This window comes from Roseococcus pinisoli, from assembly GCF_018413645.1.
GTDB lineage: Bacteria > Pseudomonadota > Alphaproteobacteria > Acetobacterales > Acetobacteraceae > Roseococcus > Roseococcus pinisoli.
Genome location: NZ_JAHCDA010000001.1, coordinates 373,673 through 394,167 on the forward strand (window position 1 = coordinate 373,673; position 20,495 = coordinate 394,167).

Genomic DNA, 20,495 nt, shown 5'->3' on the forward strand with positions numbered 1-20,495 from the left:
GCGATCGACCGAAGGCACGGCCGATCTAGTCGTTGCTGCTACGGATAGCGTCGACCACGGCCGCCGTCACCTCCGCCGTATTGGCCTTTCCGCCGAGGTCGGGCGTCGTCACGCCCTTGGCCGTCGCCGCCTCGATGCCGCGCATGAGGCGCTCGGCCGCCGGCTTCTCGCCGAGGTGCTCCAGCATCATGCAGGCGGTCCAGAAGGTGGCGACCGGGTTGGCGATGCCCTTGCCCGTGATGTCGAAGGCCGAGCCGTGGATAGGCTCGAACATGGAGGGCGCCTGGCGCGACGGATCGAGATTCGCCGTCGGCGCCACGCCGAGCGAGCCGGCCAGCGCGCCCGCCAGGTCGCTCAGGATATCGGCGTGCAGGTTGGTGGCGACCACGGTGTCGATGCTGTCGGGCTTGCGCACCATGCGCGCGGCCATGGCGTCCACCAGCTCCTTCTCCCAGGTCACCTGGGGGAATTCCGCGGCGACCTTGGCGGCCACCTCGTCCCAGAAGACCATGCCGTGGCGCTGGGCGTTGGACTTGGTGACGACGGTCAGCAGCTTGCGCGGGCGCGACGCGGCGATGGTGAAGGCCGTGCGCATGATCCGCTCGACGCCGACGCGGGTGAAGATCGAGGTCTCGGTCGCCACCTCGATCTCGTGGCCGCGATGGGCGCGGCCGCCATGGCCGGCATATTCGCCCTCGCTGTTCTCGCGCACGATGACCCAGTCGATGGAGCCGGGCCCGGCGCCGCGCAGCGGGCTCTCGAGGCCGGGCAGGACGCGCGTGGGGCGGATATTGGCGTACTGGTCGAAGCCCTGGCAGATGTTGAGCCGCAGGCCCCAGAGGGTCAGCGAATCCGGCAGATGCGGGTCACCGACCGCGCCGAAATAGATGGCGTCGAAGCCGCGGAGCTGGTCGAGCCCGTCCTCCGGCATCATCCGGCCGGTCTCGCGGTAGAAATCGCTGCCCCAGGGGAAGTCGACCACCTCCAGCTCGAAGTCGCCTGCCCTGGCCTGAAGCGCCCGCAGGACCTCAAGACCGGCGGGGATGACTTCCTTGCCGATGCCATCTCCGGCAATGGCGGCGATGCGGTAACTGCGCATTTGGGGGCTCCTGGACGAGGGGGGCGTTTGCATCCCTCCTCGCATGGAAGTCCCAGCGCATGAAGGGGGCGGGGCGGTTTTCAGCCGGCCCGCAGCCAGGTCGGCACGTCGGTAACGGGGATGCCCCGCGCGGCGTTGAAGCTTCGCTCCTTGTCCCAGGCGACCCCCGCATCGCGGGCGAAGGCTAGGTGATACTTCCGCATGCCGTCGCCGGGATGCGCCGCCGCCGCCGCCCGGAGCCGGTCCAGGCTCCACAGCCTGCGCTCCACGGGGCGGCCGAGATGGCTCTCCACCGTGTCGGCCAGTTGCGCGTAGGAGAGCGTGTCGCCCGCGACATGGACCACTTCATCCTCGATCGGCGGCTCCTGCGCCAGAATCGCGGTCGTCAGGCGTCCGATATCCTCAGGGGTGGTGAGGGTCAGCCGGTTGTCCCAGCTCCCGAGCGCATGGACCCGGCCCTTCCCGAGATCGACCACGCCGAAGGAGGGCTCGAACAGGAAGCTCGTGAACATCCCCGTAGAGACGATGACCCAGCGCGTGCGGGACTGGGCGCGCAGCATGTCACGCACGTCGAGCTGTTCGTCCCACACCTCCTGCCCGCTGCCGCGGCCGACGACGTCATAATCGACGCCGAACTGCCAGGGCACGTAGCGCCCCACCCCGGCCCGCAGGACGGCAGCGGTGATCCTGCGCTGCGTGCCCGGCCCGCCGACGAAGCCCGAGCAGCAGATGACCGTGCCGAACTCCCGGAAGATCGCGGCGAGCCCCGCCTCGGTCTCCGTCGCCAGATCAGCGCGGACGATGGCCACGCTCATCCCGCGCAACAGGGCCGAGCCGTCGGCCTCGCCGTCGCGAAGGGGCCGCAGGAGGACGCCGAGGCGACCCGCGCCGGCCCACTCGGACAGCGAGCGCAACATGGCGAGGCCGAGCTCGCCCGCGCCGACGACAAGGGTGGCCTGCGGCCTGGATTCGGTATTTGACATGGGAATCTCCGGTGGAAGAGATCGTCCAGTTGGGCGGCCCCGCCGGAGGCAGGAAGAAGGCACAGGCGTGATACCGAGCGACGGACCAGGCTTCGACGAGGTGATCGCCCGCTCGCAGGCCGCCTGCGACGCGCTGAGCGAAGAGGAGGACGGGCTGAAGCGCGAGGTGCTCGCCCATGCCGGCAACCGCTGGCCGCTCGGCGTGGTCCATGCGCTGGGCGTCGCCGGGACGCTTCGCCACGCTGAGCTGGCCCGCCGGCTGGAGGGCGTCACGCAGCGGATGCTGACGCGGACGCTCCGCCAGCTGGAGCGCGACGGGCTGATCCTCCGGCATGATCACCGCGAGGTGCCCCCGCGGGTCGACTACGCGCTGACGGAACTGGGGCGTGGCCTGCTGATGGGCATGATGCCGCTCTGGACCTGGGTGATCGACAATGCCGCCTCCTTCCGGGCCGCGCGCCGGCGTTTCGACGGTCAGGATGCCCCGTGAATTGCGCCCTCCCGGGCTCGCGCCCATGATGCGCGCGACTTGACGGGCAGGGGTGAGATGACGTCGGACTGGAATGAGACACGCGCCGTGGCAGCGCTGCGCGCGCTGTTCGACGCGGGCGTGCGCGCGGCGGATCCGCTTTCCGTGCTGGCGGCGCACCTGCCGGAGCCGCCGCGCAGCGGCCGCGTGGTGGTGGTCGGCGCCGGCAAGGCCGCGGCCAAGATGGCGCTGGCCGTGGAGCGCGCCTGGCCCGAGGTTCCGCTCACCGGTGTCGTCATCGCGCCCCATGGCGCCGACCTGCCCGAGCCGCCGGCCCATCGCCGGATCGCGTTGCGCTTCGGCGCGCATCCCCGCCCCGACGCCTCGGGCGCGGCGGCGGCGGCCGAGATCCTGGAGGCCGTGCGCGGCCTGACGGCGGACGACCTGGTGCTGGCGCTGATCTCGGGCGGCGGCTCCTCGCTCTCCACCCTGCCGGCCGAGGGGCTGACCCTGGAGGAGCTCATCGCCGTGAACCAGGCGCTGCTGGATTCCGGCGCGCCCATCCACGAGATGAACTGCATCCGCAAGCATCTTTCGGCCTTCTCCGGCGGCCGGCTGGCGCTGGCGGCCGCGCCGGCGCGCGTGCTGACGCTCGCCATCTCCGACGTGCCGGGCGACGATCCGGAAGTCATCGCTTCCGGGCCCACGGTGGCCGATCCCTCGACCTACGCCGAGGCGCGCGCGCTGGTCGCGCATTACCGCATGGGCCTGCCCGAGGCGGCGATGCGCCACCTCGCCGAAGGCCGCGACGAGACGCCCAAGCCCGGCGATCCGCGCCTCGCCGGCAACGAGCTCCGCATGATCGCGACGCCCATGATGGCGCTGGAGGCCATGGCCGAGGCGGCGCGCGGCATGGACCTCCTCCCCCTCATCCTCGGCGACGCGCTGGAGGGCGAGGCCCGGCATGTCGGCCAGGCGCTGGCCGGCATCGCCCGGAGCGCGGCCACGCATGGCCTGCCGCTCGGCGCGCCCTGCGTGCTGCTTTCGGGCGGCGAGACCACCGTCACCATGGCGCCGGGCACCCCGGGCGCCGGCGGGCGCGGCACCGAATGCCTGCTGGGCATGGCGCTGGCGCTGAACGGCGCGCCCGGTACCTGGGCCCTCTGCGCCGATACCGACGGGATCGACGGCAAGTCGGACGCGGCAGGGGCGATCGCGGGGCCCGACACCCTCGCCATGGCGCGCAGGGCGGGGCTGGATCCGCGCACGGCCCTGGCGGAGCACCGCAGCTACGACGTCTTCGAGAAGGCCGGCAGCCTCATCAAGACGGGCCCGACCCTGACGAATGTGAATGATGTCAGGATCTTACTGGTCACTTAACTTATCAAAATTAAGTCACGAACTCGACACTTGCGGTCGGACTTAAAAATGATAACTTAAGGCCATGCGCGATCCCGTCCTCGAGGATATCCTCGCCCACCGCGGTGCGGTCACCCGCATCGCGACCGCCCTCAACATCTCCACTGCGGCCGTCAGCCAATGGAAGCGCGTCCCGGCCGACCGCGTGGAGGACGTGGCCGCACTCTTCGGCATCGAGGCGGACTCGCTCCGCTCGCCCGGCGCGCCGCCCGCCCCCTCCAGCCGCAGCTCCGAAGGCGCAGCCCGGCCGCGCATCCCCATGCACCGCCACCGGCGCACGCGCATCGTCGCGACGCTGGGCCCCTCCAGCTCCTCGGTCGAGATGATCGAGAAGCTCTTCCGCCAGGGTGCGGACGTCTTCCGGCTCAACTTCTCCCACGGCACCCATGAGGATCACGCCGCGCGCATCGCGGCCATCCGCGAGGTCGAGCGCAAGACCGGCCGCCCCATCGGCATCCTGGCCGACGTGCAGGGCCCCAAGCTCCGCGTGGGCCAGTTCGCCGCCGGCCGCGTGCAGCTCGCCACCGGCAGCCGCTTCCGCCTCGACCTCAACCCCACGCCGGGCGACGTGAAGCGCGTCCAGCTGCCGCATCCCGAGATCATCGCCGCCGCGCGCATCGGCACCACCCTGCTGCTGGACGACGGCAAGCTGCGCCTGCGCGTCGTCCGCCAGGTCGAGGGCGACCACCTGGAGACCGAGGTCGTCGTCGGCGGCCCGCTCTCCGACCGCAAGGGCGTGAACGTGCCCGACGTGGCGCTGCCCATCCCCGCCCTCACCGCCAAGGACCGGGCGGACCTGGAATTCGTCCTGCCGCTGGGGGTGGAATATATCGGCCTCTCCTTCGTGCAGCGGCCCGAAGACGTGGCCGAGGCCAAGGCCATCTGCGGCGATCGCGCCTGGGTGATGGTGAAGATGGAGAAGCCGCAGGCGGTCGAGAATCTCGACGGCATCCTGGCGCTGACCGATTGCGTGATGGTCGCCCGCGGCGATCTCGGCGTGGAGATGCCGCCCGAGGAGGTGCCGCTCGTCCAGAAGCGGATCGTCCGCGCCGCCCGCGCCCTGGGCAAGCCGGTCGTGGTGGCGACGCAGATGCTGGAGAGCATGATCTCCTCGCCCTCCCCCACCCGCGCCGAGGCCTCCGACGTCGCGACCGCGGTCTTCGACGGCGCCGATGCCGTGATGCTCTCGGCCGAGACGGCGGCGGGCCAGTTCCCGCTCGAGGCCGTCAACATCATGGACCGCATCGTGGCCCGGGTGGAGCAGGACCCGGACTGGCGCGCCCAGACGGATGCCCGCCGGCCGGAGCCGGAAGTGTCCAGCGCCGGCGCCATCGCCGCCGCGGCCCGCCAGGTGGCGCATACCATCGGCGCCCGTGTCATCGTGACCTTCACCAGCACCGCCTCCACCACGCAGCGCGTGGCGCGGGAGCGGCCGGACTGCCCCATCCTGGGCCTGACGCCCCGCATCCAGTCGGCGCGACGGCTTGCGGTCGTCTGGGGGGTGCATCCGCTGGTGGTTCAGGATATCCACTCCATGACGGAGATGGTGGCGCGGGCCTGCCGGGCAGCACAGCAGGAAGGCTTCGTGCAGACCGGCGACGAGGTGGTGGTGACGGCGGGTGTTCCCTTCGGGACGCCCGGCACCACCAACTCGCTCAGGGTCGCCACCGTGAAATAGCCGCGAGCGGTCCCGTCGGCCGTTCGCCAACGGGACTGTGGTGTCGATGAAGCGACTGATCTTGGCCGCCTGCCTGACCTTGGGCCTCGCTCCCGTGCTGGCGGCGCCGGCCTCGGCGCAGCGGGCCGGGACCTACAACGTCACCGGCGCCAATCCGGACGGGACGCAGTACACCGGCTCCCTGGAGCTGGAGCAGATCGGCCTGCTGAGCTTCCGGCTCACCTGGACCATCGGCTCAGAGACCATCGAGGGCGTGGGAATGGTGAGCGGCCTGACCTTCGCCACCGCCTTCAGCCTGGGCGGCCAGCCCAGCATGGGCATCTACGAGATCAAGCCCGACGGCGAGATGGCCGGCCAGTGGACCATCATGGGCGCCTTCGGCAGCGGCACGGAAGTCATCCGCCCGCAGTAGAGTAGGGCACTCTACTTCAGACCAGCCGGCCGGAACGGCTCCGATCGCGCCGCCCGGCACGATCGGGTGAAGAGGTTCGGGAACGAAAAACCAAGGCGGCCGGCATGGGCCCGCCCGGACGGAAAGGCCTTGGAGCATCGCCCGACCAGATGGAATCATCCGGTCGGGTAAAACGCCCTAGACGGCCCAGCTCGGCTTCCGCTTTTCCTTGAAGGCCGCGATGCCTTCGGCGGATTCGGGGCTGGAGCCCGTGCGGGCGAAGGCCTTGGCGCCCTCCTCCGCATAGCTCTCCGGCGCCAACGGGCCGAGCGCGGCCAGCAGGCCCTTGGTCTCGGCGAGCGCGCGGGGCGCGCCCTCCAGGATCAGCGCCACGCTCTGCGCCACCAGCGCCTCGAGCGCCTCGCGGTCCTCGCCGACCTCATGCACCAGGCCCCAGCGCAGCGCCGTGGCGGCGTCGATGACGCTCGCCTCCAGCACCAGGCGGGTGGCCTTGGCACGGCCGATCCGCCGGGCGACCCAGGGCAGGATCTGCGCGGGAACCAGCCCGCGCCGGGTCTCGGGCGCTGAGAAGCGGGCATCCCCGCTCGCGAAGGCGATGTCCGCGCAGCAGACGAAGCCGAGGCCGCCGGCATGCGCCGAGCCCTCGATCGCCGCGATCACCACCTGCGGCAGCTCGGACAGCTCCTGGTAGCGTGCGCCGATGCGGCGGTTGCGCGTGAGCTGCGCCGCCAGCCGCTCCTCCGGCGTGCCCTGCGCCATCTCCGAGAGGTCGAGGCCGGCGCAGAAATGCCCGCCGGCCCCGCGCAGCACCACCACGCGGGCCTCCGGATCGGTCCGCAGACCGGCGATGAGCTCGTCGAGCGCCTCGCCCATGCCGCCGCCGATGGCGTTGCGGCGGGCGGGGCGATTGAGCGTCACATGGACGACCGGCCCTTCGCGGCGAACGAGGACCGGCGGTTCGGCGCCGCTCACCGCTTCCACCAGCCACCACGGCGGGGCGCGGCCGCGGCCACTTCCTCAACCGTCTTGGGCAGGATGGCCGGTCCGATCACCACCTCGGCGACCGGCTCGGGCTGCGGCGCGGCAACGACCGGCGCAGGCTCGGGCGCGGCGGCCACGGGCTCCGGCGCAGCCGCGACCGGCTCGGGGACCGGTGCCGTTTCCGGCGCGGCCTCGGGGGCCGCAGCCTCGACGATGGCGACGGGCGCGGCCTCGACGGCCGGCGCTTCGACAGGCGCGGCCTCAACCGGCACCGGCTCGGCAGCCACGGCCTCGGCAGGGGCCACGACGGCCTCCGACGCGACCGGTGCCTCGGAGACCACCGGGGCCTCCACGGCGCGGCGCGGCGCGAGCGCGGCCTCGGCGGCGGCCTCGGCCGCCTCCATCACCGCGAGCAGGCTGTCGCCCGTGTTGGAGAAGGGATCCGCCGGCGTGGGCCCGGCATAGGCCGGCGCGGCGGCCTGGGCGGCAACCGCCGCCTCGGCGGGCGTGCCACGGCGGCGGTTGCCGCCCCGGCTGCCACGGCGGCGAGCGCCGGCGGGAGCCGCCTCTTCCTCGGACTGGGCGGCCGGCTTCGGCTCGGCCTCGGCCTCCTCCTGGGCGGCGGCGACGGGCTCGCCCTCGGCTGGCGAATCGGCGACGGCCTCGGCCGGAGCCTCCGCTTCACCGGAAGCCTCGCCCGAACCCTCCTCGCCCTCGGCATCCGACGACGTGCCGTTGCCCGTGCCGTTGCGGCTGCGGCCACGGCCACGGCGGCGGCGCGGACGGCGTGAGCCCTCGCCCTCGACATTCGCCGCGGCGGCCTCGGGGCTCTCGGCCGTCTCGGCCTCCTCGGCTTCCTCGGTCTCTTCCTCGGCGGCGTAATCCATGCGCAGCGCCGCGGGGCGCTCCTCGATCGGCGGCGGCGGGGCCTTGCTGCGCTCGATGCGCGTCTCGGCGCCGTGCAGCGTGTCGTCCGGATCGAAGAGGACGGTCACGCCCCACCGGCCTTCAATATCGGCCAGGCGGTCACGCTTCTTGTTCAGCAGGTAGAGGGCGACGGGCGAGGTCACGCGCACCGTGATCTCGGCGGCGCGGCGCTTGGCGCACTCCTCCTCGACCGCGCGCAGCACGGCCAGCGCGCTGCTCTCGAGGCCCCGGACGGTGCCGCGGCCCAGGCAATGCGGGCAGGTGACGAAGGTCGTCTCGGCCAGCGACGGGCGCAGCCGCTGCCGCGACAGCTCGAGCAGGCCGAAATGGCTGATGCGGCCGACCTGGATGCGCGCGCGATCCGTCCGCAGCGCGTCCTTCATCCGCTTCTCCACCATCGCGTTGTGGCGATTGGAGTCCATGTCGATGAAGTCGATGACGATCAGGCCCGCGAGGTCGCGCAGGCGAAGCTGCCGGGCGATCTCGTCGGCGGCCTCGAGGTTGGTGCGGAGCGCCGTGTCCTCGATGCTGCGCTCACGCGTCGAGCGGCCGGAGTTCACGTCGATGGCGACCAGCGCCTCGGTCTGGTTGATGACGAGGTAGCCGCCCGAGCGGAGCTGGCAGTTCGGCTCGTGCATGGCATCGAGCTGCGCCTCGGCCTGGTAGCGCGAGAAGAGCGGCACCGTGCCGTCGCGGTACGCCTGGATCTTGCGGGCGTGCTCCGGCATCAGCATGCGCATGAACTCGCGCGCCTGGCTGTAGGCCTGGTCGCCCTCGACGATGATCTCGTCCATGTCGCGGGCATAGCCGTCGCGGATGGAGCGCTTGATGAGGTCGGCTTCCTCGTAGATCAGCGCCGGCGCCGTGCTGGCCAGCGTCCGCTCGCGGATGTCGTCCCAGAGGCGCAGCAGGTACTCGCAGTCGCGCTTGATCTCGGGCTTCGGCCGCTGCGCGCCCGCGGTGCGGACGATGAGCGACATGCCCGACGGCATCTCCAGCTCGTCGATCACCTCGCGCAGGCGGCGGCGGTCGGAGCTGGAGGTGATCTTGCGGGAGACGCCGCCGCCGCGCGGGCTGTTGGGCATCAGCACGGAGAAGCGGCCGGCCAGCGAGATATAAGTGGTGAGCGCCGCGCCCTTGGTGCCGCGCTCCTCCTTCACGACCTGGATGAGGAGGATCTGCCGGCGGCGGATGACCTCCTGGATCTTGTAGTTGCGCAGGAAGCGCGGGGAGGAACGGCGCTCGCGGCGCTCCTCTTCCCGCTCGGCCTCGGCCTCGCCCTCGGCATCGCCCTCGCTGGCGCCGATGGTCTCGGGCGGCGGGGCGTCGGAGGGGGGAAGAATCTCAACCCGGCTGCCATTCTCGTCGTCATTCCCGTCGGAGGCTTCCGCGGCTTCCGGCTGGCCCTGCGATTCGAGCTGGGCGACGATGTCGGCTTCCATCTCCTCGGCGGTGGGCTGCTCGGAGGTCAGCTCTTCCGGCAGGGCCTCGGGGAGCTCCTCGGCGGGGGCTTCCTCGCCGGCCTCTGCCTTGGCGACGCGCGCGGCCTGGGCGGCGGCGCGGGCGGCCTGGGCCTGCGCCCGGCGCTCCTCGTCGCGGGCCTCGGCCTCGGCTTCCTCGCGGGCCTCGGCCTCCTGGGCCTCGATCAGCCGCTGACGGTCGGCGACGGGGATCTGGTAATAATCGGGGTGGATTTCGCCGAAGGCCAGGAAGCCGTGGCGGTTGCCGCCGTATTCCACGAAGGCGGCCTGGAGGCTCGGCTCCACGCGGACGACGCGGGCGAGATAGATATTACCCTTGAGAGGCAGCCGGTTGGCGGCCTCCAGGTCGAATTCATCGACGCGATGGCCGTCCATCACGACCACCCGGGTCTCTTCCGGGTGTGCCGCATCGATCAACATGCGCTTGGTCATGTGAGGAAAACTCCGCACCGCGGTGGGGCATGGGAGCACCCGGCCGGCGGCGGAAAAGGTGTGTGGATTCCGGGTGCGGGCCGATGGGCGGCGATGTCCGTGACATGCGCTTGCGTCCTCACTCGGGGGCGCGGAAGCCCTTGTCCTGCGCCGCTCAGGCGGTCTGCAGGCAACGGGGCGTCGCGCCCAATGGCTCACCCCCACGGATGTGCGCCCTACGCGGGCGGACGATATTGCGGCAGACTGGACAAGCATCTCGGCAGGGCCAGCCTGCACCGCGGGCGCGCCGGCGGAACCGGAGGGCCCTTTCTTCGAAGCGCCTCCCCCGGAATTTCCGTTGGGGGGCGTCCATCCGGCGGACCACGACCAGGGCGTGGCGCGCTAAAGCCGCACCGCTCGCCCCTGTTCCGCCCGCAGCACCTATCGCTGGGGCCTTAAAAGCATAAGCGTCCCTGCGCGCTGTCACAAGGCATGCTGTGGAAAAGCCACAGGATGACGTCACGATCCCGATACATTTCGGGGCGCCCGACCCCGGGATTGCCTATTTAGGAAGCACTTCCTCTGGCTTTTCGGGCCTCCCGGGACTAGGTTCCGGGCACCGCGATGGGGGTTGCGGCCTATGAGGGGGATTGATCGCAGAGCGTTGCTTCTGGCGCTGGCCGGCCTGGCCGCCGCACCGGATGCTGACGCCCAGACTTCGGCCAACCGGCGCCGGCCACCGCCGCCGCGCCCGGCCGCGCGCCTGCCGCTGGTGGTTCTCGATCCGGGACATGGCGGGGCGGATCCGGGCGCGATCGGCGCCAACGGCACGCTCGAGAAGCGCGTCACCCTGCCGCTGGCGCTGGAGCTCAAGCGCCGGCTGGAGGCGGGCGGCCGCTGCCGCGTGGCGCTGACCCGCAGCAGCGACGTCTTCGTCCCGCTCGCCCGCCGGGTCGACATCGCGCGCAGCCGCGAGGCGGCGCTGCTCCTTTCCATCCATGCCGATGCCGTGCCCGCCGGGCAGGCGCGCTCCCTGCGGGGGGCCTCCGTCTATACCGGGGCCGAATCCGCCACGGATTCGCTCTCGGCCGCGCTCGCCCGGCGCGAGAACCTGGCGGACCGCGCCGGCGGTCTGCGGCTGCCCTCCGTCTCGCCCGAGGTCCAGCGCATCCTGCTCAGCCTCATGCGGCAGGAGACCCGCGCGGGGTCCGAGCGGCTGGCGCGGCTGGCGGTGAACGCCCTGGACGGCGAGGTCCTGCTGCTGAACACCCCGCTGCGCCGCGCCCAGTTCGTGGTGCTGAAATCGCCGGATGTGCCCTCCGCCCTCGTGGAATGCGGCTTCATCTCCAATCCGCGCGACGAAGCTCTGTTGCGCCGGGCCGACCACCGCGCGAAGGTGGCCGCTGCCTTGACCGAAGCCGTCCACGGCTTCATCGGTCGGCGCAGTTCGGCCTGACCCTCCCCGACGGGAGGATCATTCCCAATACGATCCGGAGGCTTCCCGAATTGGCTACATCCCTCAGCCGCCGCGCCCTGGGCGCTGCCGCCGTCTCCAGCGCCCTGGCCACCCAGGCCGTGGCGCAATCGCAAACCAACCGCACCCTGACGATCGCCACCGGCGGCTCGATCACCTCGGTCGACCCGCATTTCTTCAACGCGGCGCCCAATTCCTCGCTGGCGCTGCATATCTTCGAGGCGCTGGTCCAGCGCACGCCGGATGCGAAGTTCGTCCCCGGCCTCGCCACCTCCTGGCGCGTGATCGAGCCCACGCTGTGGGAATTCAAGCTGCGCGAGAACGTGAAGTGGCATGACGGCCGGCCCTTCACCGCCGAGGACGTCGCCTTCACCTATGGCCGCGCGCCCAATGTGCCCAACAGCCCGGGCGGCTTCGGCGGCTTCCTGCGCAGCCTCAAGCAGATCGAGATCGTCGATCCGCTGACTATGCGCTTCCATACCCACGCGCCCAACCCGATCCTGCCGACTGACCTCGCGGCCATCTTCATCGTGTCCAAGCATGCCGGCGAGGGCGCGGGGACCGAGGACTACAACAGCGGCAAGGCCGCGATCGGCACCGGCCCCTACAAGTTCGTCAGCTACCAGCCGAACAACCGCACCGAGCTCGTCCGCAACGACGACTACTGGGGCGGGCGCGAGCCCTGGTCCGCGGTCTCCTACCGCTTCATCGCCAATGACGCCGCGCGTTCCGCCGCCCTGCTCTCGGGCGACATCGACATGATCGACCAGGTCGCCAGCAGCGACCTCGCCCGCCTGACGCGCGAGCCGCGCACCAGCGTGCATGAGACCGTCGGCCTGCGCTGCGCCTATCTGATGGCGGACTTCTCGCGTGACGGAAACGTGCCCTTCGTCACCGACAACAATGGCCAGCCGCTGGCGCAGAACCCCTTCAAGGATGTCCGCGTCCGCCAGGCGCTGACGAGCATCATCAACCGCCAGAACATCGCCGAGCGCGTGATGGAGGGCCAGGCCACTGCCACCAACCAGTGGCTGCCCCCGGGCACCTTCGGCTACGCGCCCGACGTGACGGTTCCCGTGCCCAATGTGGAGCATTCACGTCGCCTGCTGGCCGAGGCCGGCTTCCCCAACGGCTTCAAGCTGACGCTGCACACGCCGAACGACCGCTTCCCGAACGACAGCCGCATCGCGCAGGCCGTCGCGCAGTTCTGGACGCGCATCGGCGTGCAGACGCAGGTCGAGGCCGTGCCCTGGGCCAGCTTCTCCGGCCGCAGCAACCGCCAGGACTTCGCCATCCGCCTGACGAGCTGGGGCAGCACCACGGCCGAGGCCGGCTACATGCTGACCAACATCATGATGACCTACAGCCGCGAGAACCGGACGGGCGCCAGCAATTCGGGCCGCTTCTCCTCGCCCGAGCTGGATCGGATGACCAACGAGGCGGTCGCCATCATCGACAATACGGCGCGCGAGAAGGCGCTGCAGGATCTGGTGCGCTGGGTGAGCCGCGAAGTGCCGATCATCCCGCTGATCCAGCTCAATCACACCTGGGCCACGCGCCGCGGCCTGACCTACACCGCGCGCATGGACGAGCGGACGATCGCCATGGGCGTCCGCCCGGCCTGACAAAAAGAGGGGCCCCAAGGGCCCCTCCTTCGCCTTCGGCGGGGACCCCGCGTTCCCGCAATTCCGTGCGACAGAAACTGTTGCGCCGGGCCCTTTGCCGCGCAAAGCTGGCCCAGGCCTCGATCCAGGACGTCCACGGTCATCAAGACCGGCGCAGATCGGCCCGCCGCTCCCGGCAGGAGCGGCAACCTCATAAAAACGTCCGTCCGGAGGAATTTCCCATCCCTATCCGTCTCAGCCGCCGCGCGCTCGGCGCCGCCGCCGTTTCCAGCGCCCTGGCCACTCAGGCCGTGGCGCAGTCGCAGTCCGAACGCAGCCTGACGATCGCCACCGGCGGCTCGATCACCGCGATCGATCCGCACTTCTTCAACGCCACGCCCAACTCGGCGCTCGCGGTGCATATCTTCGAGGCGCTGGTCCAGCGCACGCCGGACGTGAAGTTCGTCCCCGGCCTCGCCACTTCCTGGCGCGTGATCGAGCCCACGCTGTGGGAATTCAAGCTGCGCGAAAACGTGAAGTGGCATGACGGCCGGCCGTTCACCGCCGAGGACGTCGCCTTCACCTATGCCCGCGCGCCGGACGTGCCGAACAGCCCGGGCGGCTTCGGCGGCTACCTCCGCAGCATCAAGCGCGTCGAGATCGTCGATCCGCTGACCGTGCGCCTGCATACCCACGCGCCCAACCCGATCCTGTCGACCGACCTCGCCTCGATCTTCATCGTCGCCAAGCACGCGGCCGAGGGTGCCACCACCGAGGACTACAACAGCGGCAAGGCGGCGATCGGCACCGGCCCCTACAAGCTCGTCAGCTACCAGCCGAACAACCGCACGGAGCTCGTGCGCAACGACGACTATTGGGGTGAGCGCGAGCCCTGGGCCCGCGTCTCCTACCGCTTCATCGCGAGCCCCGCCGCGCGCTCGGCCGCCCTGCTCTCGGGCGATGTCGACATGATCGACCAGGTCGCCAGCAGCGATCTCGCCCGCTTCAGGCGGGAGCCGCGCACCAGCGTGCACGAGACGGTGGGCCTGCGCTGCGTCTACCTGATGGCGGACTTCTCGCGTGACGGAAACCTGCCTTTCGTCACCGACAACAACGGCCAGCCGCTGCCGCAGAATCCCTTCAAGGATGTCCGCGTCCGCCAGGCGCTGACGAGCATCATCAACCGTCAGAACATCGCCGAGCGCGTGATGGAGGGCCAGGCCACCGCCACCAACCAATGGCTGCCGCCCGGCGTCTTCAGCCACACGCCTGATGTGGCCGTGCCGGTGCCCAATGTGGAGCATTCGCGCCGCCTGCTGGCCGAGGCCGGCTATCCGAACGGCTTCAAGCTCGTCCTGCATACGCCGAACGACCGTTTCCCGAATGACAGCCGCATCGCGCAGGCCGTCGCGCAGTTCTGGACGCGCATCGGCGTGCAGACGCAGGTCGAGGCCGTGCCCTGGGCGAACTTCTCCGCCCGCAGCAACCGCCAGGACTACGCCATGCGCCTGAACAGCTGGGGCAGCGTGACCGGCGAGGCCAGCTTCATGATCTCCAACGTCATGATGACCTATGACCGCGAGAAGCGGACGGGCGCCAGCAATGCCGGCCGCTTCTCCTCCGCCGAGCTGGACCAGCTGACCAACGCCGCCGCCTCGAACGTGGACAACGCCGCCCGGGAGCGCGGCCTGCAGGATCTGGTGCGCTGGGTGGCGCGCGAGGTGCCGGTCATGCCGCTGATCCAGCTCAACCACACCTGGGCCACGCGTCGCGGCCTGACCTATACCGCGCGCATGGACGAGCGGACCGTCGCGATGAACGTCCGCCCGGCCTGAGCCTGATCGGGAAGGGGCGCAGACCCCTTCCCGTTTCGTTGCGGTCCGCGCATGGACCGCAACGTTCCTCCGGGTATTTGTCGCGTTTCGGTTGCGTCGCCTCCGGGCGCGCGCGAAGCTCGCGGCGCGGTTGATCCTGCCCCAAGGCGAAGAAGTCGCCAGGCATGGATCGGCCTGACGCTCCCTGAGCGTCGCCGCCAAATGCCTGCCCGGAGGAAGCAACCATTCCCATTACCCTGACCCGACGCGCCCTCGGCGCCGCCGCATCGACCGCGCTGGCAGCGCCCGCCTTCGCGCAGTCGCCGACCGATCGCACCCTGACCATCGCCACCGGCGGCTCCATCACCTCGATCGACCCGCACTTCTTCAACGCCACGCCCAATGCCGCGCTCGCCGTGCACATCTTCGAGGGGATCGTGCATCGCACGGCCGATGTGAAATTCGTCCCCGGCCTCGCCACCTCCTGGCGCGTGATCGAGCCCACGCTGTGGGAATTCAAGCTGCGCGAGAACGTGAAGTGGCATGACGGCCGGCCCTTCACCGCCGAGGACGTCGCCTTCACGTACGGCCGCGCGCCCAATGTGCCCAACAGCCCGAGCAGCTACGCCGGCTACCTCCGCAGCCTCAAGCGCATCGAGATCATCGACCCGCTGACGATCCGCTTCCACACCCACGTGCCCAATCCGATCCTGCCGATCGACCTCGCCTCCGTCTTCATCGTTTCCAAGCATGTGGGCGAAGGTGCGACGACCGAGGATTACAACAGCGGCAAGGCGGCGATCGGCACCGGCCCCTACAAGCTCGCCAGCTACCAGCCGAACAACCGCACCGAGCTCGTCCGCAACGACGATTACTGGGGCGAGCGCGAGCCCTGGGCGCGTGTGTCCTACCGCTTCATCGCCAATGACGCCTCGCGCACCGCGGCGCTGCTGTCCGGCAACATCGACATGATCGATCAGGTCGCGAGCAGCGATCTGGAGCGCCTGAAGCGCGAGGCGCGCACGTCGGTGCATGAGACGGTCGGCCTGCGCTGCGTCTATCTGATGCCCGACTTCTCGCGTGACGGCCCTGTCCCCTTCGTCACCGACAATAACGGCCAGCCGCTGCCGCAGAATCCCTTCAAGGATGCGCGCGTACGGCGCGCGCTCAGCATCGCCATCAACCGCCAGAACATCGTCGAGCGCGTGATGGAGGGCCAGGCCACGGCCACCAACCAGTGGCTGCCGCCCGGCGCCTTCGGCTATACGCCGGACGTTACCGTCCCGACCGCCGATATCGAGCAGGCGCGCCGGCTGCTGGCCGAGGCCGGCCATCCGGACGGCTTCCGCCTCACGCTGCACACGCCGAACGACCGCTTCCCGAACGACAGCCGCATCGCGCAGGCCGTCGCGCAGTTCTGGACGCGCATCGGCGTGCAGACGCAGATCGAGGCGCTGCCCTGGTCCTCGATGGCGGCGCGCGCGTCGCGCCAGGAATTCGCCATGCGCCTGACGAGCTGGGGCAGCGTGACCGGCGAGGCGGCCTTCATGCTCGCCAATGTCATGATGACCTTCAATCGCCAGAACCGCACGGGCGCGGCCAATGCCAGCCGCTTCTCCTCCGCCGATCTGGACCGCATGACCAATGCGGCCGTCTCGATCATCGACGACGAGGCTCGCGAAGGCGCGCTGCGCGACGTGGTGCGCTGGGTGGCGCGCGAGGTGCCGATCATGCCGCTGATGCAGCTCAACCATAGCTGGGCCACGCGCCGCGGCCTGACCTACACCGCGCGCATGGACGAGCGGACCGTCGCGATGGGCGTCCGCCCGGTCTGATTGAAGGAGGGGCCCTCAAGCCCCTCCCCTTCCGTCGGATCAGAGCGCCTTGGCCGCCCCGGCAAAGGCTTCCACCGTCCGCGCGATATCCTCGGGCGTATGCGCCAGCGAGACGTAGTACTTGCTGTCGCCCTTCAGGATGCCGGCCTCGCGCAGATGCCGGTTGAAATGCGCGGCGAGCTTCGCATCCGCCCGCAGCGTGTCGCGGTAGTCGCGCATCCGGCCCTCGGCGAAGACGATGTCGAAGAGCGGCGGCTCGCCCACCACCTGGCCGGGCAGGCCCTTCTCGTTCAGCACCTTGGTCAGCCCCTCCATCAGCGAGCGGCCGAGGGCGAAGACCTTCTCGTAGACGCCGGGTTGGCTCAGCACGTCGAGCGTCGCGAGGCCCGCGACCGAGGCCACCGGATTGCCCGACAGGGTGCCCAGCTGCATGAGGAAGCCTTCCTCGCCGACCTTGGCCTTGTCGAAATGCGCCATGATGTCGGCGCGGCCCACGAGCGCGGAGAGAGGGAAACCGCCGCCCACGATCTTGCCCAGCGTGCAGAGATCCGGCGTCACGCCGTAGTAGCTCTGCGCGCCGCCATAGGCAAAGCGGAAGCCGGTCACGACCTCGTCGAAGATCAGCGGGATGCCGAAGCGCGCCGTCACCTCGCGCAGCGCCTCGAGAAAGCCGGGCACGGGCGGGATCAGCCGCTGGAAGGGCTCGACGATGACGCCGCCGATCTCGTCGTGCTGCGCCTCGATCAGCTTCACCACGTGGTCGGCATCGTTGTAGGGCGCGACCAGCACGTCGTCCCGCACACGGGCGGTGATGCCCGGGCTGTCGGGGATGGCGAGCGGGAAGTTGCCGGGCCGCTTCGGCGCCAGGCTCATGAGGCTGTAGTCGCTCATGCCGTGGTAGCCGCCCTCGAACTTCACGATCTTGTCGCGGCCGCGGAAGGCGCGGGCGACGCGCATCGCATACATGTCGGCCTCGGTGCCCGAGGCGAGGAAGCGCACCTGTTCGGCGCAGGGCACCGCGTCCACGATCCGCGCGGCGAGGCGGATGCCATGCGGGTTGTTGGTGAAGAAGGTGGTGCCGAGCGGCACCTGCTCCAGCACGGCCGCCGTCACCTCGGGATGGGCATGGCCAATGAACATCGGGCCGGAGCCGAGCAGGAAGTCGATGTACTCGCGGCCCTCGGTGTCCCAGACATGGCCGCCCTCGCCGCGGGCGAGCGCGATGTCGCTCGCGAAATTGCCGAAGTTGCCGGCGGGCAGGACGCGATGCGCGGTCTGGACGAGGGTTTCGTCAGTGATGGCGTCGTTCATGGCCGTGTGGCCTCCCCAAGGGTCTGCATCAGGCGGTTGGCATTGGCGAACATCGCGACGGAGAGCGTGATGTCCAGGATCTCGGCGTCGGTCAGCCCGTGGCCGCGCAGGCGCTCGATGTCCGACCGCGTGGCGGCCGAGGGCGTGGCGCCGAGCTTCACGGAATAGTCGACGATGGCGCGCTGCCGCGCCGGCATCTCCGTCTCCACGCCCTCCGCCAGCAGGCGGAGCATGAGGTCCCGGTCGCCCTTCATCTGCACGAAGCGCTGCGCATGGACGCTGGCGCAGTAGGGACAGCCGTTCACGCGGGATTCGGCGGTCGCCGCCAGCTCGCGATCGGCGCGCGAGGCGCCGCGCGGCCCGTACATGATGGTGTTGAACAGCTTCGAGCGCTGCCGCAGCACCTCCGCCTCCTGCACCAGCAGCAGGTAGTAGGGCGAGGTCTTGGCCTGCGGGTGACTTTCCTCCAGCACCTGGATCTCGTCGGGCGTGGCCTTCTCGAGCTCCAGCACCGGGGCCCAGGCCTCCCAGCCGAGCGTGTCGATGGTGAAGCCGAAATCATGGGTGCTGGACATCACACCGCCTCCGATGGCCGAAGCGCGCCCGTCGCGCGCAGGTCTGAATCGGCGGCCATCACGCTTCCTCCAGCAGGCGAAGGCCGGCGAGCAGCCGGGCCTCGTAATTCACATGCGCGATAAGCTGCGAGAGCATCACCACGTCGCGCGGCGCGAGGCCGGCGGCCATCAGCGCCTGGATCGCGGCCGGCGTCGCCTGGTCGGGCTCCTCGGTCAGCATGGTCGCGTGCGCGAGCAGCACGGGAAGGCGCGGCGTCTCGCCGGCCGCGCGCGCGTGATGCGCGGCCAGCGCCTCCTCCGCATTGAGCTCCGCGACGTACTGCGCGACGGCGTGGCGCTCGGTCTTCGTCAGGCCGCTCTCGCCCTCGAAGATGGCGACCTCGCTGGCCTGGGTCGAGCGGCGCACCTCCGGGCGCAGGGCGCGCAGCTCGTCCAGCCTCGAGCCGGGCTCGATGCCCATCAGCTCGTCGATCACGTCACGCATTCGGTTCAGTCTCCTTCCCGGGCGGCGGCACGTAGAAGGGCGTGCCGATGAGTTCCGGTTCGTCGTAATCGACCAGCGCCTGCCGGATCCTGGGGAACTCCTCCAGGAAGACGGCGCGGATCACCGCCTCGGCCACGCGATCGCCCGCGACCATGGTGCCGGGGATATCGCTGGCGATGCCGCCCTGGCTGAGATGCGCGCCGTAATTCACGAGATGGATGCGCGACAATTCCGGCGGCGCGGATGCATCGCGCGGCCGCAGCTCGAAGCCCGGGCCGAGACTGGGAAAATTTTCGATCTCCGGCCGCCGCAACTCGGGCGGCACATCGCCGATGACGTCGACCCAGCGCGAGACATGCGGCGCAACCTCGGCGAGCTCGGGGATCTGCGCCGGATTCACCGAGAAGCCCGTCGCGACGATGAGATAGTCGTGCCGCACCTCGCGCGGCTGCGCACCGCCGACCGCGATGACGACCTCATCGCCGTCACGCCGGGCGGAACGCGTCGGCGTCGCCAGATGGACGTGGAATTCCGACTGACGCAGCGCGCGATGCACAGTCTCGTGCGGCACCGGTCCCTGCTGGTCCTGCAGATAGACGTTGAGCTTCCACTTCTCCTCGGGCGGGATCGCCTCGAAGCCCAGGTGGAAATGCGGCCCCGTGCTGCCGCGGCCCTTGTTCACCTGCGGCAGCACGGCGCGGCGGACATAGAGGTCGACCCGCGCGGCGCCGCGCTCCAGCGCCGTCGCCGCATTGTCCCAGGCGGAGGCGCCGCCGCCGATGATGCCGATGCTCCGGCCGCGCAGCGCCTCGAAGTCGATGGGCTGCGGCGCCAGCGCCGCGAGATCGGGGAAGAGGGCGCGATCGACGAAGCGCGGCAGGTCCAGCCCGCCCGCGCCCGCACGGCCCGTCGCCAGCACGACGTGGCGCGCGAGCAGCATGCGCGTGCCGTCCGGCTGCTCGACGGTGAGGCGCAGCAATCCGTCGGCGGGGCTGATCCTGGTCACCTTCGCGAAATGCGTCAGCGGCAGCTTCAGCACGCGCTGCAGCCAGCCGAGATAGTCCTGCCATGTGCGGTTGAAGATCTTGTACAGCCCCTCCCAGCTCTCCTGCCCGAAATTCGCGACGTACCAGGCGCGGAAGGTGAGCGAGGGGATGCCGAAGCAGGGGCCCGGCAGGGTCTTGGGCGAGCGCAGCGTGTCCATGCGGGCCGTCGTGCACCAGGGCCCTTCCTGGCCCGGGCCCGCGGCGTCGAGCACGGCGATGTTCGGCATGCCCCGGAAGATCAGCGCGCCGGCGGCCGCGATGCCGTTCATGCCCGCACCCACCACCACCGCATCGAGCACCGCGGTGTCGTCGCGCACGAGCGGCGGCACCCAGTTCTTCGGCGGCAGGTTCAGCATCTCCAGATCCCGCGCGACCTGCGCCTCCAGCACGGCGAGACCTGCCAGATCGGGTTCGGCCGGGGCGATGCGGGTGGTCTGGTTCATCCGGGGACCCTCAGCCGATCTGGTCTATGCTGCACGGCGGAAATCATGG

General features: G+C 70.5%; 16 protein-coding genes. 8 read left to right on the top strand and 8 right to left on the bottom strand.

Annotation, left to right across the window (positions count from 1 at the left end; translation table 11 throughout):
- Positions 1-25 precede the first annotated feature (25 nt).
- Together KHU32_RS01810 and KHU32_RS01815 are read right to left on the bottom strand one after the other, a co-directional pair.
- Complete coding sequence (locus KHU32_RS01810; RefSeq protein WP_213668333.1) at positions 26-1,099, bottom strand: tartrate dehydrogenase; 1,074 nt, start codon at positions 1,097-1,099, stop codon at positions 26-28.
- Between the two features lie 80 nt (positions 1,100-1,179).
- Positions 1,180-2,082, bottom strand: coding sequence for an aromatic alcohol reductase (locus tag KHU32_RS01815; RefSeq protein ID WP_213668334.1), 903 nt, complete (start codon positions 2,080-2,082; stop codon positions 1,180-1,182).
- A gap of 67 nt (positions 2,083-2,149) precedes the next feature.
- On the opposite strand from KHU32_RS01815, the gene KHU32_RS01820 reads away from it, so the two are divergent.
- The 4 genes from KHU32_RS01820 to KHU32_RS01835 all read left to right on the top strand — a co-directional run bounded on the left by KHU32_RS01820 (position 2,150) and on the right by KHU32_RS01835 (position 6,060).
- Positions 2,150-2,572, top strand: a complete 423-nt coding sequence (locus KHU32_RS01820) for a winged helix-turn-helix transcriptional regulator (RefSeq protein WP_347265492.1) — start codon at positions 2,150-2,152, stop codon at positions 2,570-2,572.
- A gap of 57 nt (positions 2,573-2,629) precedes the next feature.
- Positions 2,630-3,931: a glycerate kinase type-2 family protein gene (locus tag KHU32_RS01825; protein ID WP_213669625.1), complete on the top strand. Its 1,302-nt coding sequence runs from the start codon at positions 2,630-2,632 to the stop codon at positions 3,929-3,931.
- Between the two features lie 64 nt (positions 3,932-3,995).
- The gene (pyk, locus tag KHU32_RS01830) at positions 3,996-5,648 is read left to right on the top strand and encodes a pyruvate kinase (protein ID WP_213668336.1); all 1,653 of its coding nucleotides are present in this window, start codon (positions 3,996-3,998) and stop codon (positions 5,646-5,648) included.
- Between the two features lie 46 nt (positions 5,649-5,694).
- Positions 5,695-6,060 carry a hypothetical protein gene (locus tag KHU32_RS01835; protein ID WP_213668337.1) on the top strand — a complete coding sequence of 122 codons (366 nt, stop codon included), beginning with the start codon at positions 5,695-5,697 and terminating at the stop codon, positions 6,058-6,060.
- Positions 6,061-6,237: 177 nt separating this feature from the next.
- Here KHU32_RS01835 and KHU32_RS01840 read toward each other — a convergent pair whose 3' ends face one another.
- Both KHU32_RS01840 and KHU32_RS01845 read right to left on the bottom strand, forming a co-directional pair.
- Positions 6,238-7,032, bottom strand: coding sequence for an enoyl-CoA hydratase/isomerase family protein (locus tag KHU32_RS01840; RefSeq protein WP_213668338.1), 795 nt, complete (start codon positions 7,030-7,032; stop codon positions 6,238-6,240).
- On the bottom strand, positions 7,029-9,881 hold the full coding sequence (locus KHU32_RS01845) for an Rne/Rng family ribonuclease (protein ID WP_213668339.1): 2,853 nt from the start codon (positions 9,879-9,881) through the stop codon (positions 7,029-7,031). Before KHU32_RS01845 ends, KHU32_RS01840 begins: the two co-directional genes overlap by 4 nt.
- A 619-nt stretch (positions 9,882-10,500) precedes the next feature.
- Between KHU32_RS01845 and KHU32_RS01850 the strand changes: the two genes are divergently transcribed.
- The 4 genes from KHU32_RS01850 to KHU32_RS01865 all read left to right on the top strand — a co-directional run bounded on the left by KHU32_RS01850 (position 10,501) and on the right by KHU32_RS01865 (position 16,587).
- Positions 10,501-11,316 carry an N-acetylmuramoyl-L-alanine amidase family protein gene (locus tag KHU32_RS01850; RefSeq protein WP_213668340.1) on the top strand — a complete coding sequence of 272 codons (816 nt, stop codon included), beginning with the start codon at positions 10,501-10,503 and terminating at the stop codon, positions 11,314-11,316.
- A gap of 50 nt (positions 11,317-11,366) precedes the next feature.
- Entirely contained in the window at positions 11,367-12,959 is a 1,593-nt protein-coding gene (locus KHU32_RS01855; protein WP_213669724.1) for an ABC transporter substrate-binding protein, read from the top strand.
- Positions 12,960-13,249: 290 nt separating this feature from the next.
- The gene (locus KHU32_RS01860; RefSeq protein WP_347265493.1) at positions 13,250-14,773 is read left to right on the top strand and encodes an ABC transporter substrate-binding protein; all 1,524 of its coding nucleotides are present in this window, start codon (positions 13,250-13,252) and stop codon (positions 14,771-14,773) included.
- A gap of 395 nt (positions 14,774-15,168) precedes the next feature.
- Positions 15,169-16,587 carry an ABC transporter substrate-binding protein gene (locus tag KHU32_RS01865; RefSeq protein ID WP_347265494.1) on the top strand — a complete coding sequence of 473 codons (1,419 nt, stop codon included), beginning with the start codon at positions 15,169-15,171 and terminating at the stop codon, positions 16,585-16,587.
- Positions 16,588-16,626: 39 nt separating this feature from the next.
- Here the strand turns inward: KHU32_RS01865 and KHU32_RS01870 are convergent, their stop codons facing one another.
- Genes KHU32_RS01870 through KHU32_RS01885 form a run of 4 tightly spaced genes read right to left on the bottom strand, consistent with a single transcriptional unit; the run spans position 16,627 to position 20,446 of the window.
- The gene (locus tag KHU32_RS01870; RefSeq protein ID WP_213668341.1) at positions 16,627-17,898 is read right to left on the bottom strand and encodes an aspartate aminotransferase family protein; all 1,272 of its coding nucleotides are present in this window, start codon (positions 17,896-17,898) and stop codon (positions 16,627-16,629) included.
- Positions 17,895-18,473: a peroxidase-related enzyme gene (locus tag KHU32_RS01875; protein WP_213668342.1), complete on the bottom strand. Its 579-nt coding sequence runs from the start codon at positions 18,471-18,473 to the stop codon at positions 17,895-17,897. The genes KHU32_RS01870 and KHU32_RS01875 overlap by 4 nt, the downstream gene beginning before the upstream one ends.
- Positions 18,474-18,531: 58 nt before the next feature.
- Positions 18,532-18,957: a carboxymuconolactone decarboxylase family protein gene (locus KHU32_RS01880; RefSeq protein ID WP_213668343.1), complete on the bottom strand. Its 426-nt coding sequence runs from the start codon at positions 18,955-18,957 to the stop codon at positions 18,532-18,534.
- On the bottom strand, positions 18,950-20,446 hold the full coding sequence (locus KHU32_RS01885; RefSeq protein ID WP_213668344.1) for an NAD(P)-binding domain-containing protein: 1,497 nt from the start codon (positions 20,444-20,446) through the stop codon (positions 18,950-18,952). Before KHU32_RS01885 ends, KHU32_RS01880 begins: the two co-directional genes overlap by 8 nt.
- Positions 20,447-20,495: the final 49 nt, after the last annotated feature.

Excerpts from the sequence above, each read along its gene's own strand:
- KHU32_RS01810 (WP_213668333.1), bottom strand. The coding sequence starts at position 1,099 with ATGCGCAGTTACCGCATCGCCGCCATTGCCGGAGATGGCATCGGCAAG.
- KHU32_RS01815 (WP_213668334.1), bottom strand. The coding sequence starts at position 2,082 with ATGTCAAATACCGAATCCAGGCCGCAGGCCACCCTTGTCGTCGGCGCG.
- KHU32_RS01825 (WP_213669625.1), top strand. The coding sequence starts at position 2,630 with ATGACGTCGGACTGGAATGAGACACGCGCCGTGGCAGCGCTGCGCGCG.
- pyk (WP_213668336.1), top strand. The coding sequence starts at position 3,996 with ATGCGCGATCCCGTCCTCGAGGATATCCTCGCCCACCGCGGTGCGGTC.
- KHU32_RS01835 (WP_213668337.1), top strand. The coding sequence starts at position 5,695 with ATGAAGCGACTGATCTTGGCCGCCTGCCTGACCTTGGGCCTCGCTCCC.
- KHU32_RS01845 (WP_213668339.1), bottom strand. The coding sequence starts at position 9,881 with ATGACCAAGCGCATGTTGATCGATGCGGCACACCCGGAAGAGACCCGG.
- KHU32_RS01850 (WP_213668340.1), top strand. The coding sequence starts at position 10,501 with ATGAGGGGGATTGATCGCAGAGCGTTGCTTCTGGCGCTGGCCGGCCTG.
- KHU32_RS01870 (WP_213668341.1), bottom strand. The coding sequence starts at position 17,898 with ATGAACGACGCCATCACTGACGAAACCCTCGTCCAGACCGCGCATCGC.
- KHU32_RS01875 (WP_213668342.1), bottom strand. The coding sequence starts at position 18,473 with ATGTCCAGCACCCATGATTTCGGCTTCACCATCGACACGCTCGGCTGG.
- KHU32_RS01880 (WP_213668343.1), bottom strand. The coding sequence starts at position 18,957 with ATGCGTGACGTGATCGACGAGCTGATGGGCATCGAGCCCGGCTCGAGG.
- KHU32_RS01885 (WP_213668344.1), bottom strand. The coding sequence starts at position 20,446 with ATGAACCAGACCACCCGCATCGCCCCGGCCGAACCCGATCTGGCAGGT.